We start from the raw sequence: 13,100 nt of genomic DNA on the forward strand, positions 1-13,100 counted from the left end.
ATGCGAACAACCGCCCTATGAGTAACTGGTTGTGGTGATCGCCGGGTGAAGGGTGCTCGTGTGTGCGGTGGTCGCACTACGGTCCGATGTCATGAAGCTGGTGGTTCAGGTGAAACTGCTGCCGACACCCGGACAGGCGTCGGCGTTGGAGGCGACCCTGCGGGCGTGCAACCGGGCCGCCACTCACGCCTCCGCTGTCGCCTTTGCCCAGGGCCTGAAGGACCGCAACGGTCTGCAGAAGAAGGTGTACGCGGACCTGAAAGCGGACTTCGGACTGGCGGCTCAGCCGACGGTGCGGGTGGTGAAGAAGGTCGTGGACGCCTATGCGACGCTGAAGGCCAATCTGCGGGCCGGGAATCTGGGCCCGTCCACATCGAAGCGGTACCGCACGGCGGTCGGCACCCCGGTCGTCTTCCGGCCCGGGGCGGCCCAGCCGTTCGACGACCGCTGCCTGTCCTGGCAGTACGACGCGCGCACCGTCTCCATCTGGACGGTGGACGGGCGGATGAAGGGTGTCCGCTTCGCCTGCTCCCCCGACCAGCTCAAGACGCTCGTGACCTACCGCAAGGGCGAGAGCGATCTCGTCCAGCGCGGCGGCACGTGGTATCTGATCGCTACCTGTGACATTCCGGATCCCGAGGTGTACGAGCCGGTCGACTGGATCGGGGTGGACCGGGGCATCGTGAACCTCGCCACCACGTCCGACGGCACCAGCCACCAAGGCCGCCGTCTGGGCCGCTACCGGCGCTGGCAGGCCCGCAAACGCGCCGACCTCCAGAAGAAGAACACCCGTTCGGCGACCCGCCGTCTGGTCCGCCGGGCGCAGAAAGAGAAGCGCCATGCCACCCACGTGAACCACCAGATCAGCAAGGAGATCGTGTCCGTCGCGCAACGCACCGGTCGAGGAATCGCCGTCGAGGATCTCGGCGGGATCCGGGATCGGGTACGGCTACGCCGTGACCAGCGGGGCACCCTCTCCTCCTGGCACTTCCACCAACTCGGACAGCACCTCGCTTACAAAGCGAGGAAGGCCGGGGTGCCGTTCCTCGAGGTGGATGCGGCCTACACCTCGCAGCGCTGTCCGCGCTGCGGGCACACCGGTCGAGCCAACCGGCCCGACCGGGACCACTTCTGCTGTCGTCGGTGCGGGCTCGCTGGCCCGGCCGACGTCGTCGCCGGGGTGAACGTGCGCGACCGCGCACGCTCGGCGTGGGTGTTCGTCACCGCACCCGCATCCTCCCCCTGACCGGGGGGACGGGTGGATGCGACCCGTGACCGTCCTGTCGTAGGGGGCAGTCGGGAGCGCGACGAGGTGTGAACGACCGAGTGCACAAGCTCGGCCGTTCACGGCCGAGAAGGTGACGTCCTGAAGCATTTACAGCTGCCCGGGGGCGCGCTACGTTCACCAAGCAATTGGGAGCGCTCCCACACCGACGGTTCCTGACCCGTTCACGTCGAAGGGAAACACGCACAATGCCTCGACGATTACTGGCTCTCGCCACTTCCGCACGCCCGCCGGGCCCCTCCGGCGCACGCAGGTCCGTACTTCTGGTCCTGCTCTCGGTCCTGCCCGCCCTGGGCCTCGTCTTCTTCTCCTCGGGCGGCGCTTCCGCACACGGCGCGCCGATGGCGCCGGGCAGCCGCACCTACCTCTGCTGGAAGTACAGCCTGTCCTCGACCGGTGAGGTCAAGCCGACCAATCCGGCGTGCAAGGCCGCGTACGACAAGAGCGGTGCGACGCCCTTCTACAACTGGTTCGCGGTGCTCCGCTCGGACGGCGCGGGCCGTACCAAGGGGTTCATCCCGGACGGCAAGCTGTGCAGCGGCGCGGCCACCGTCTACGACTTCTCCGGCTTCGACGTGGGCAGCAAGGACTGGCCGGTGACCCATCTGACGGCCGGCAAGTCGATGCAGTTCTCGTACAACGCCTGGGCCGCGCACCCGGGGTCGTTCCGCAGCTATGTCACCAAGGCCCCGATCGACCCGACCAAGCCGCTCACCTGGAACGACCTGGAGGACCAGCCGTTCAACACGGTGACGGACCCGCCGCTGTCCGGTCAGGTCGGCACGGTCGACGGCAAGTACACCTGGACGGCCAATCTGCCCTCCGGCAAGAGCGGGCGCCACGTCATCTACACCGTGTGGACGCGCTCGGACAGCCAGGAGACCTTCTACAGCTGCTCCGACGTGGTCTTCGACGGCGGCAACGGCGAGGTGACGGTCCCCGGCAGCAGTGGCGGAGGCAGCGACCCCACGGACCCGCCGGGCAACCCGCCGACGGCCTCCTGCTCCGCCGCCCAGAAGGTGACCAGCACCTGGAACGGCGGCTATCAGGCCGAGGTGACGGTCACCAACTCCGGTGCCACGCCCATCTCCTCGTGGATGGTCGACTGGACGGTGTCGTCCGGGCAGCGGATCGACAGCGTCTGGAACGGCAAGCTGTCCGCCACCGGATCCTCGGCATCGGTCACCAACGCCGACTGGAACGGTTCACTGGCCGCCGGGGCGTCGACGACCTTCGGCTATACGGCCGGCGGCGGCTCCCCGGACACGGCGGCCGCGCCGATCTGCATGGTGCACTAGTCTGCCTCTCACACCAGTCCACGCAGGTGCTCCGACCCGCTCATTGATCTGTCAGGTGCACCTCATCCCATGCCGGTCTGCCGCCCCTTCCCCCTCGCGGGCGGCAGACCGGCCCCCCGGGAAAATGGCGTGGACACAGCGACATCGGTGCCCATAGAGTGCGGGCACGCCCTGAAACGAGGAAGGAGGCGAGAGCAATGGACATCACGACCTATCCGCGCTCCCGCCCCCTGTCCGCCGGGCGTATTCGCGTCTGATCCCCATCGATCAGGCATCCGACCGGGAGCGCATCACTCTCCTGGAAGGAACCCCATGACCGATCTGGTCATCCGTCCCCTCACCGAGGACGACGCCCATCTGTTCCACACCCTGCGGGTCCCCGCGCTCGTCGGCCGGGCCTGCCTCGGCCACACCTACGCCACCGTCGGCCAGGGCGGCGAATACCGCCCCGACTGGACCTGGGTGGCGCTGCGCGAGGAGCGGGTCGTGGCCCGCGCCGCGTGGTGGGCCGGGCCCGAGGACACCGCGCCCATCGCCCTGGACTGGTTCGACTTCGCCGACGGCGAGGCCGACGCCGCCGCCGAACTGCTGCGCACCGCACCGCTGCGCACCGAGTACAGCCTGCTGGCCCCGCCCGGCTGGCGCGATCAGCCCGAGGTGCGGGCCGCCGCCCAGGCCCGCATCGACGCCGCCGTGGCGAGCGGGCTCGTCCCCCTGGTCGAGCGCTACCGCTATGAGTGGACGCCGGAGTGCGGACTGCCCGAGCGCCCGGGACGGCTGGAGTTCCGGCCGGAGCCCGATGACGCGGCGATCGAGGACGCGCTGCGCCGCATCATGCCGGACACGCTCGACGCGCACGACCGGCGCGCCATCGCCCAAGAAGGTGTCGATGCCGCGGTCCGGGAGCTCGTGGACATCCTCTCCTGGTTTCCGTCGCCGCGCGAATGGTGGCGGCTGGCCTGGACGCCCGAAGGCGAGTTGGTCGGCATCCAGGTGCCCGCGCGCAATCCCGGCGGGCCCTGCGTGGGCTACATAGGGGTCGTCGCCGAGCAGCGCGGCCACGGCTACGCGTACGACCTGCTCGTGGAGTGCACCCACGATCTGGTGGAGCAGGGCGCCACGAAGATCGCGGCGGCGACGGACCAGCCCAACCTCCCCATGGCCGCGCACTTCGCCAGGGCGGGGTATCCCGTCACACAGGAGCGCATCGACCTCATCTGACCGGTGTCGCCCTGCTGCGCCGCCGGCGCCGCGTCCCGCAGCATGGTCGGGGACCGTCGGTCGAGGTGAGGAGACGCCAGTGCTGTTCGAGGTGTGGGCGCCGCACGCCGGGCGGGTCGGGCTCCATGTGGACGGGCGTGACCGCCCCATGGAGCCCGACCCGGGCCGCGAGGGGTGGTGGCGGGCCGAGGCCGAGGCCGGGCACGGGACGCGGTACGGCTTCGCGCTGGACGACGGCCCGCCGCTCCCCGATCCGCGCTCCCGCCGCCAGCCGGACGGCCCCGAGGGGCTGAGCGCGGTGGTCGACCACTCCCGTTTCCGCTGGGAGCGGGAGTGGTTCGGGCGGCCCCTGCCGGGCGCGGTCCTCTACGAGCTGCACATCGGCACCTTCACCCACGAGGGCACCTTCGAGGCGGCGGCCGAACGGCTGCCGCACCTGGCCGAGTTGGGCGTCACTCATGTGGAGCTGATGCCCGTCTGCCCGTTCCCCGGGACCCATGGCTGGGGGTACGACGGCGTGGCGCCCTGGGCGGTGCACGAGCCGTACGGCGGGCCGGAGGGGCTGGCGCGGTTCGTGGACGCCGCGCACGGGCACGGCCTCGGGGTGGTCCTCGATGTGGTCCACAACCATCTGGGCCCCTCCGGCAACCACCTCCCGGCCTTCGGCCCGTACTTCACCGAAACCCACCACACCCCCTGGGGGGCGGCGGTCAACCTCGACGCGCCCGGCTCCGACGAGGTGCGCGCGTACTTCACCGGCAGCGCGCTCGCCTGGCTGCGCGACTTCCGCCTGGACGGGCTGCGGCTGGACGCGGTGCACGCGCTGCGCGACAACCGGGCCCGGCACTTCCTGGCCGAGCTGTCGGCGGCCGTGGACGCGCTGGCCGCCCGCACCGGCCGCCCGCTGTTCCTGATCGGCGAGTCGGATCTCAACGATCCGCGCACCACCACCCCGCGCGAGGCGGGCGGCCACGGGCTGCACGCGCAGTGGAACGACGACTTCCATCACGCCCTGCACACCTTTCTCACCGGTGAGCGCCAGGGCTACTACGCCGACTTCGCGGCCGAGGGGCCCGGGGCCCTGGTCAAGACGCTGATGGGCGGCTTCTTCCACGACGGCACCCATTCGACGTTCCGGGGCCGCCGCCACGGCACGCCGCTGACCCCCCACACCACCCCCGCGCACCGGCTGCTCGGCTACGCCCAGACGCATGACCAGGTGGGCAACCGGGCGGTCGGCGACCGGCTCGCCGCCCGGCTCTCCCCCGGGCTGCTGGCCTGCGCGGCGGCCGTGGTGCTGTGCGCGCCCTTCACCCCCATGCTCTTCATGGGCGAGGAGTGGGGCGCCCGTACGCCCTGGCAGTACTTCACCGACCACCAGGATCCGGAGCTGGCCGAGGCGGTACGGTCCGGCCGCCTCGGTGAGTTCGCCGCCCACGGCTGGGCGGAGGGGGACATCCCCGACCCCCAGGATCCGGCCACCCGGCTGCGGTCCTGCCTCGACTGGCGGGAGCCGGAGCGGGAGCCGCACCGGGCGCTGCTCGACTGGTACCGCCGGCTGATCGCGCTGCGCCGCGCCGAACCGGCCCTGACCGACCCCACCTGGGCGTATACGGGTCTGTCCACCGGTTCGGACGGCTGCTTCAGCTTTCAGCGCGGCCCGCTGCGGGTCCTTCTCAACCCGGGTGACCGGCCGGTCGAGACCTGGCTGGGGCCCCGGACCGGCGAGGTCACCGAGGTGGTCGCCGCCTGGCGGCGGATCGAGCTCCCGGGCCCGGACGGCATGCTGAGGCTGCCGCCCGAGACCGCCGCCGTGCTGCGGCTGGGGCCGAGGCCCTGAGGCTCAGCCCTCCTCGGGGGTCAGCCGCAGCGAGATGGAGTTGATGCAGTAGCGCTGGTCGGTCGGGGTGGGGTAGCCCTCGCCCGCGAAGACATGGCCGAGGTGCGAGCCGCAGCGGGTGCACCGCACCTCGGTGCGGGCCATACCGTGCGAGCGGTCCTCCAGCAGCTCGACGGCCGAGCTGTCCGCCGGGTCGTAGAACGACGGCCAGCCACAGTGGCTCTCGAACTTCGTCTCCGAGCGGAAGAGCTCCGCCCCGCACGCCCGGCAGGAGTAGACGCCGACCGTCTTGGAATCGGTGTACTCACCGGTGAAGGCACGCTCGGTGCCGGCTTCCCGCAGTACGTGGTACTCCTGCGGGGTCAGCTCGGCGCGCCACTGCTCCTCCGGCTTGTCGATCTCGTACGCCATGGGGACGGACCTCCTCAGTTCTCCGGGCTCTGCAGACGGGCGAGAATCTCCGGACCGAGATCGGTCACATCGCCCGCGCCCATGGTGAGAACAAGGTCACCGGGCTTGGCCATTCCGGCGATCAGCTCGGGGACCGCGTTCCGGTCGTGTTCGGCCGTCACATCCGCCCCGTGGCGGGCCGCGGCGTCGATGACCAGGGCACTGGTGATGCCGGGGACCGGGTCCTCACGGGCGGGGTAGATGTCCAGGACCACGGAGGCGTCGGCGAGCGCGAGCGCCTCGCCCATCTCGGTGCCCAGCTCCTGGGTGCGGCTGAAGAGATGCGGCTGGAAGACCACCAGCACCCGGCCCTCCCCGGCGCCGCCGCGGATCGCCTCGAGGTCCGCGGCGATCTCGGTGGGGTGATGGGCGTAGGAGTCGATCACCTGCACCCCGGCCGCGGTGCCCTTGAGCTGCAGCCGCCGCTTGACGCCCGTGTACGAGGCGAGCGCGGGGGCCAGCTCGTGGGCCGGGACGCCGAGGGCGGCGCCCGCGGTGAGGGCGGCGACGGCGTTGAGCGCGTAGTGGCGGCCGGGGACGGAGACGGTGAAGGTGATCTCCGCACCGCCCAGCGACTCCGCCAGCCGGACGGTGACCTCGCTGGTCAGCCCGTGCGGCTCGATGGCCAGGACCCGTACGTCCGCGCTCTCGTCCTCGCCGTAGGTGAGCACGCGCGGTGCCTCGCCCCCGCTGACCCGGGCGGTCAGCTCACGGGCGCCGGACTGGTCGGCGGAGATCACCAGCGCGCCGCCGGGCCGGATCCGGCCGACGAAGGTCTCGAACGACGCGTAGATCTCGTCCATCGAGGCGTAGTTGGCGTGGTGGTCGAGCTCCACATTGAGGATGATCGCCACCTCGGGCGCGTACTTGTGGAAGCTGCGGTCGCTCTCGTCGGCCTCGGCGACGAAGATCTCGCCGTCGCCGTGGCGGGCGCTGGAGCCGGGGGCGTCCAGATCGCCGCCGATGACGTACGACGGGTCCAGGCCCAGGGTGCGCAGTGAGACGGCCAGCATCGAGGTCGTGGTCGTCTTGCCGTGGGTGCCCGCGACCGCGATCGGCCGGGAGCCGTCCATCAGCGCGGCGAGCGCGTCGGAGCGGTGCACCACCGGGATGCCGCGCTCGTGCGCCGTGACCATTTCGAGGTTGTCGGCGCGGATGGCGCTGGAGACGACGACGCTGGTGGCGTCGGCGGCGATGTTCCCGGCGGCGTGGCCGATGTGCACCGTCGCGCCGAGCTCGCGCAGCGCCCCGACGATCGGCGAGTCCTTGGTGTCGCTGCCCGAGACCCGTGCGCCGCGCATGGCGAGGACCTTCGCCACGCCCGACATCCCGGCGCCGCCGATGCCGATGAAGTGCGGTCGATCCAGCGCGTCGGAGGCGGTGCCGGCCGGTGCCATGTACGGGTCTCCCCTGGTTCTCGGTGAGTGCTGTCGGCCCGATTCTCGCACCCCCGGCGGCCCGCCCCGCCGATGGCCGCGGGGACCCGCGCCGCGGCTCAGCCGCCGGCCGTGGTCTGGTCCTCGTCCACCGCGTGCGAGAAGAGCTTCAGCACCGGGACCCCCACCTTGTGGCGCGCCCGCGAGGCCCAGTCCCGGTGGAAGAACTCCTCCACGAAGTGCGGGGCGGTCAGCACGATCACCTCATCGGCCTGGGTCTCCTCCACGACACCGCGCAGCACCTCCAGCGGACGGCGCTGGACGACATGGCCCCGGGCCCGGCTCCCGGCCGCTTCGAGCGCCGCCACCGAGTGGGTCAGCGCCTGCTCGGCGGGCTCCAGCGCCTCCTTGCCCTCCGGCTCCTCCCCCTCCTGGGTGGCCTGCTCCAGCTCACCGAGGGCGATGTCGTCGATCGCGCGCAGCAGCCGGTCCTTGCTGCCCCGGGGCTGCATCAGGACGACGAAGGAGACCGGGTCATCGCCGTGCAAGGTGGTGACGAATTCCACGTCGGCGGGGGTCAGGGGCTTCTCAATCATCAATACGCTCGTGAACACGGCGGATGCCCTTCTCCTTCGCGATCCTTTTCGCGGGTTTACGGACGTTTTTATAAGTTATTGGTAAATCCGACGGTAGCGGGTGAAAAGAAACCCGGCTTCCTCCAGGACGGAATCGAGAGTGAACTGTTCCGGTTCCCCCAGCTCGGCTCCGTCCATGATCCGCTTCGCGTCGCCCGCGGTGACCAGGGGAGCCACCGCCAGACACAGCTCGTCCAGCACCCCGGCAGCCGCGAACTGCGCCAGCAGCGTGGGGCCGCCCTCGGTGAGCAGCCGGGTGTGGCCGAACTCGGCGAGCGCGGTCACGACCGCCGCCGCGTCGACCCGTCCGGACGGCCCCGCCCCGGCGAAGACCACCTCGGCCCCCGCGGCACGGGCCCGCTCGATCCGCTCCGCCGCGGCCGCCGCGCCCGTGATCACGATCGTCGGGACCAGCGGCTCGGTGAACAGCGGCGTCGAGAAGTCCAAGTCCAGGCTCGCACTCACCACGGCGATCGCGGGCGCGGGCGCCTGGCCGAGCGCCGCTCGTCGCTCGGCGAACGCCTCCCGGGCACGCGCCGGGCGGTATCCCTCGAGGCGCACGGTCTCCGCGCCCACCACCACGGCGTCGGCGAGCCCGCGCAGCACCCCGAAGATCCGCATATCGGCGTCGGAGGACAGGGGCTTGGACCGGCCGTCGTGATGGGCCGCCCCGTCCAGTGAGGACACCATGTTGGCCCGCAGGAAGGCGCCCGAGGGGCCGTGCGGCGGCTCCGGATACGCATAGGCGTCGGCCAGTTCGTCGAGGCCCCATTCACGGTCTTCGGCTGCACGGTCTTCGAGTACACGCGCTCCGGTTTCACGCTCTCCGGCTGACGCTTCGGCGGAGCTGTCGGCAGACGTTCGGACAGGCACGGGGAACAGGCGTCGCATAGGCCGCAGTGTGACATGCCTCCCTCTCGGACAGTGCTCGGGTGAAGAGCGACTACCCTGGATATCCGTGTCTGCACCAACCACCGCATCCGGCTCGGCAGGCCGCATAGCCGCCGAAGCCCCCGTCGCTCTCACCGCCCGTGCGCCGCAGGTTCCCGCGGAGCGCCTGGTCGCCGAGATGGTGCCGCCTCCCCGCTTCGCCACCGTGAGCTTCGACAACTACATCACCGACCCCGGCCAGCCCAGCCAGGCCGAGGCGGTCGAGGCGCTGCGCGGCTTCGCCGGACGGCTCGACGGCGGGGCGGGCGCGAAGGGCGGCCGCCGCAGGCACTGGTTCCGCCGGGAGGCCAAGCCCGCCGCGAGCGGCGGCCCGCGCGGGATGTACCTCGACGGGGGCTACGGCGTCGGCAAGACCCATCTGCTGGCCTCCCTGTGGCACGCCACCCCGGCCGCCCCCGAGCTGAAGGCGTTCGGCACCTTCGTGGAGCTGACCAACCTGGTCGGCGCGCTCGGCTTCCAGCAGACCGTGAAGACCCTGAGCGGCCACCGGCTGCTGTGCATCGACGAGTTCGAGCTGGACGACCCGGGCGACACCGTCCTGGTCTCCACGCTGCTGGGCAAGCTGGTCGAGGCGGGCGTGGCGCTCGCCTCGACGTCCAACACGCTGCCCGGCAAGCTGGGCGAGGGCCGGTTCGCCGCGGCCGACTTCCTGCGCGAGATCCAGGGGCTGTCCGCCCACTTCCGTACGCTGCGCATCGACGGCGAGGACTACCGCCACCGCGGTCTGCCCGCGGCCCCGGCCCCGCACTCCGACGAGACGGTCACCCGGGCGGCACACCACGTCCCCGGTGCCTCCCTGGACGACTTCCCCACCCTGCTGGACCATCTGTCCCGGGTGCATCCGAGCCGCTACGGCGCGATGTGCGACGGCGTCCAGGCCGTCTGCCTGACCGGGGTCGGCCCGATACCCGACCAGTCGACCGCGCTGCGGCTGGTGGTGCTGGCCGACCGGCTCTACGACCGCGAGGTGCCGGTGCTGGCCTCCGGAGTGCCGTTCGACCAGCTCTTCAGCGAGGAGATGCTGAACGGGGGCTACCGGAAGAAGTACTTCCGGGCGATATCCCGGCTCACGGCCCTGGCCCGGGACGCGAAGGGGCTGGCCGACGCCGCGTCGTAGAGACGTTGAGCGCGGATGGTCGCGGTACATGGCCCGACCCGGGACGCACCGCTGACCGACGCGTGCATCGCTGATCGACCCGCGCACCGCTGATCGGATGGTTCCCGCGCACCCGCACCCGTGATACACACGTGCGGTCATATTCTCTGTCCGCCAGCAGGGAGTTACCGCATGTCAGCGACACGACGTCAGCTTCTCGGCCGCACCGGCGCGCTGGGGGCCTCCATCGCCTCGATCGCCTTCACCGGCAGCGTCTCCGAGCTCTTCGCCGGAACGGCCGCGGCCGCCGAACCGGATTCCCCGCCACTCGGCCGGGGCGGTTACGGCCCCCTGGTCCCCGACCCCGACGGACTGCTCGACCTGCCCGAGGGATTCCGCTACCGGGTGCTCTCGCGCGAGGGCGACGAGCTCCGCTCCGGCGAGGGCAAGGTCCCCAGCCACTGCGACGGCATGGCCGCCTTCCCGGGCCGCAGCGGCGGCCGCCACGGCCGTACGCATCTGGTCCGCAACCATGAGAACCGTAACGACGCCGCGATCCGCGTCCCCGCGGTGAACGGCCTCACCTACGACCCGATGGGCCTGGGCGGCTGCACCGCCCTCGAGCTCGACTCCGGCAACCGCGTGCTGTCCGAGCGGGTGGCCATCGCGGGCACCGCGGTCAACTGCGCGGGCGGTCCCACCCCCTGGCACACCTGGCTGACCTGCGAGGAGACCGAGGACCAGGCCGGTACCAACGGCTACACCAAGGACCACGGCTTCATCTTCGAGGTCGACCCCTACGATCCGCGCCGCACCGGCGCCGTACCGCTCACCGCCATGGGCCGCTTCCAGCACGAGGCCATCGCCGTCGATCCACGCAGCGGCGTCGTCTACGAGACCGAGGACGCCTTCGAGAAGCCGTTCGGGCTCTTCTACCGCTTCCGGCCGAAGAAGCCGCTCGGCGGCATCGGCTCGCTACGGGCGGGCGGGGAGCTGCAGGCGCTGCGGGTGCCGGGGGTGCCCGATCTGTCCACCATCCAGGAGCCCGGCACCACCTTCGACCGCGTCGAGTGGGTGGACGTCCCCGACCCGCTCGCCCGCCAAACCCCCATCCGCTTCCAGGACTTCGGCCCCGGCGGCATCACCCACGCCCAGAAGCTGGAGGGGTGCTACTGGGGCGGCTCGTCCGTCTACTTCGTCTCCAGCTTCGCCAAGAGCGCGGACGGCTCGGCGGCCGATCACTTCGGCCAGATCTGGCGCTACGACCCCGACCGGCGGCGCCTCACGCTAGTGATCGTCTTCGGCCCCGAGACGGATGTCCAACTGCCCGGGGAGTCCCCCGACAACATCACGCTCGCGCCCAGCGGCGGCCTGATGGTCTGCGAGGACGGCAACGGCGCCCAGCACGTCTTCGGGCTGACCCGGCGCGGCGAGGTCTATCCGATGGCCCGGGGTGCACAGAACATCGGCACACCGGAGGAGCCCGAGTGGGGTGAGTTCGCGGGCGTCACCTTCGCGCCGGACCGCCGCACGATGTACGTGAACTGCTACACCCCGGGCACGACGTTCGCCGTGACCGGGCCCTGGCGCCACTAGCGCCGTTCCGCGGCGCTGGGCTGGGCCCTGTCCGGCGGCTTCGTCGGGCAGGGCCTACGGGGTGTCCGGCGGACCACGCGGCGGAGCCGCACATCGATGCTTTCCCCTCCCCGCCCCTTGCCGATACCAAGGGCTCCGCCCCTGGACCCCGAGAGGTCCAGGGGCCGGGGTCCGGGGTCCGGGGCGGAACCCAGCCATGCGGCGGAGCCGCACATCGATGCCGTGGGCAGGGACGAGGAGAGAAGCGGCCCGCCCGTGCCCATTGCCAGGGGCTCCGCCCCTGGACCCCGAGGTCCGGGCCAGAGCCCCGGTTGGGGAAGGGGCGGGGAGCAGCCGGCCGCCGGCGGCAAGATGCGCCGGACGCCTCCTAGCCGGAGCAGGCGGTGCGCTGGCCCTCCTGCCACTCGCAGACGGGGCACAGCGTCGCTCCGGGGCGCGCGGCGGGGTGCTCGGTGGGCTCGCCGCACAGCACGCAATCCGCGTACGGCGGGCCCTCGGGAAGGTCCTTACGGTCGTCATTGACCGGTCGATCGTTCACGGCCCGGCGGTCGTCCATGGCTCCTCGCTCGTCCATGACCCGAACCCTACGACCGGCGGGAGCTGAGCGCGCAGGCCAGCGCGGTCGCCCCGGCGGCGGCCGCGCCGGCCAGGGCCAGGGGCAGCAGGGGCATCGTCACGGTGCCGCTGCGCGAGCCGTCGACCAGCCCCGACACGGCGGCGTTCGCGGGCGAGGCACCGGCCACCGACACCAGCAGCGCGGCGAGCATGGTGACCGGGATCGCCCAGCCGGGGCGGCGCAGCAGCGGCCGGTTGCACAGCGCGCCGACGGCCGTGCCGAGCAGGGCGCACGCGACCGCGGCGAGCAGCCCGGCGACGGTCGCCTCCGGCACCGGGACCTCGCGCTGGTGGTCCGCGCTGTGCGGATCGCTGACCGCCGCGACGAGCAGCGTCCCGGGGGTGCCGAGCAGCAGCGCCGCGCCCAGCGCGGTCAGCACAGCGGCGAGCTGCACCCGGGCCGGTCCGACCGCCGCCGAGGCGCAGTCGCGCGCCGCGGCGGGCTCCTGGGTGACGCACACCCGCACCAGCCAGGCGGCGATGGGCAGCAGCGCGGCGGCGGCGTAGCCGAGCGAGTCGAGGATCGGCTGCCCGGACTGCACCCCGATCCCCAGGAACACGCCGTAGAGCAGCAGCGGCGGCAGCCAGCGGTGCGAGCGGGCCAGCAGGGCCGCCTGATAGCGCAGCAGCGCGGTCATGCCTTCTCCGTAAGTTGTTAGGCGGCCCGGGAGGGCCGGGTGTGGCTGATGCTTTCTTGTCTTCAGTGGCTTCGAAGGAGTGGCCGCCCGGCTCTCCGG

General features: G+C 71.9%; 12 protein-coding genes. 6 read left to right on the forward strand and 6 right to left on the reverse strand.

The genetic code is table 11. The annotated features are described in order from the left end of the window. The first annotated feature begins 91 nt into the window (after positions 1-91). The 4 genes from ACFYOY_RS23125 (at position 92) to treZ (ending at position 5,644) form a co-directional block, all read left to right on the forward strand. Positions 92-1,246: a transposase gene (locus tag ACFYOY_RS23125; RefSeq protein WP_351878942.1), complete on the forward strand. Its 1,155-nt coding sequence runs from the start codon at positions 92-94 to the stop codon at positions 1,244-1,246. A 227-nt stretch (positions 1,247-1,473) separates the two neighbouring features. Continuing rightward, positions 1,474-2,583 (forward strand): lytic polysaccharide monooxygenase, encoded by a 1,110-nt coding sequence (locus ACFYOY_RS23130; RefSeq protein ID WP_351878945.1) that lies wholly within the window; start codon positions 1,474-1,476, stop codon positions 2,581-2,583. 312 nt (positions 2,584-2,895) lie between these two features. Then, positions 2,896-3,804, forward strand: coding sequence for a GNAT family N-acetyltransferase (locus ACFYOY_RS23135; protein WP_388589197.1), 909 nt, complete (start codon positions 2,896-2,898; stop codon positions 3,802-3,804). A gap of 79 nt (positions 3,805-3,883) precedes the next feature. After that, positions 3,884-5,644, forward strand: coding sequence for a malto-oligosyltrehalose trehalohydrolase (gene treZ, locus ACFYOY_RS23140; protein ID WP_351878951.1), 1,761 nt, complete (start codon positions 3,884-3,886; stop codon positions 5,642-5,644). Between the two features lie 3 nt (positions 5,645-5,647). On the opposite strand, the gene msrB is transcribed toward treZ, so the two are convergent. From msrB to ACFYOY_RS23160, 4 genes are all read right to left on the reverse strand, one after another. Further along, on the reverse strand, positions 5,648-6,055 hold the full coding sequence (gene msrB / locus ACFYOY_RS23145; protein ID WP_078644451.1) for a peptide-methionine (R)-S-oxide reductase MsrB: 408 nt from the start codon (positions 6,053-6,055) through the stop codon (positions 5,648-5,650). Between the two features lie 14 nt (positions 6,056-6,069). Continuing rightward, the gene (gene murC / locus ACFYOY_RS23150) at positions 6,070-7,491 is read right to left on the reverse strand and encodes a UDP-N-acetylmuramate--L-alanine ligase (protein WP_388589201.1); all 1,422 of its coding nucleotides are present in this window, start codon (positions 7,489-7,491) and stop codon (positions 6,070-6,072) included. A gap of 98 nt (positions 7,492-7,589) precedes the next feature. Beyond that, positions 7,590-8,066 carry an indole-3-glycerol phosphate synthase gene (locus ACFYOY_RS23155; protein ID WP_351878957.1) on the reverse strand — a complete coding sequence of 159 codons (477 nt, stop codon included), beginning with the start codon at positions 8,064-8,066 and terminating at the stop codon, positions 7,590-7,592. Positions 8,067-8,141: 75 nt separating this feature from the next. After that, entirely contained in the window at positions 8,142-8,996 is an 855-nt protein-coding gene (locus tag ACFYOY_RS23160; RefSeq protein WP_388589204.1) for a pyrimidine reductase family protein, read from the reverse strand. Positions 8,997-9,063: 67 nt separating this feature from the next. Here ACFYOY_RS23160 and zapE point away from each other — a divergent pair, with 67 nt between their 5' ends. Together zapE and ACFYOY_RS23170 are read left to right on the forward strand one after the other, a co-directional pair. Beyond that, entirely contained in the window at positions 9,064-10,173 is a 1,110-nt protein-coding gene (gene zapE / locus ACFYOY_RS23165; RefSeq protein WP_388589207.1) for a cell division protein ZapE, read from the forward strand. Positions 10,174-10,344: 171 nt separating this feature from the next. Then, positions 10,345-11,748, forward strand: a complete 1,404-nt coding sequence (locus ACFYOY_RS23170; RefSeq protein ID WP_351878961.1) for a PhoX family protein — start codon at positions 10,345-10,347, stop codon at positions 11,746-11,748. Between the two features lie 367 nt (positions 11,749-12,115). Here the strand turns inward: ACFYOY_RS23170 and ACFYOY_RS23175 are convergent, their stop codons facing one another. Then, positions 12,116-12,322: a hypothetical protein gene (locus ACFYOY_RS23175; RefSeq protein ID WP_351878964.1), complete on the reverse strand. Its 207-nt coding sequence runs from the start codon at positions 12,320-12,322 to the stop codon at positions 12,116-12,118. Positions 12,323-12,332: 10 nt separating this feature from the next. Continuing rightward, positions 12,333-13,001, reverse strand: coding sequence for an ABC transporter (locus ACFYOY_RS23180; RefSeq protein WP_388589210.1), 669 nt, complete (start codon positions 12,999-13,001; stop codon positions 12,333-12,335). Positions 13,002-13,100 lie beyond the last annotated feature (99 nt).

Source organism: Streptomyces sp. NPDC007875 (assembly GCF_042868035.1).
Taxonomy (GTDB): domain Bacteria; phylum Actinomycetota; class Actinomycetes; order Streptomycetales; family Streptomycetaceae; genus Streptomyces; species Streptomyces antimycoticus.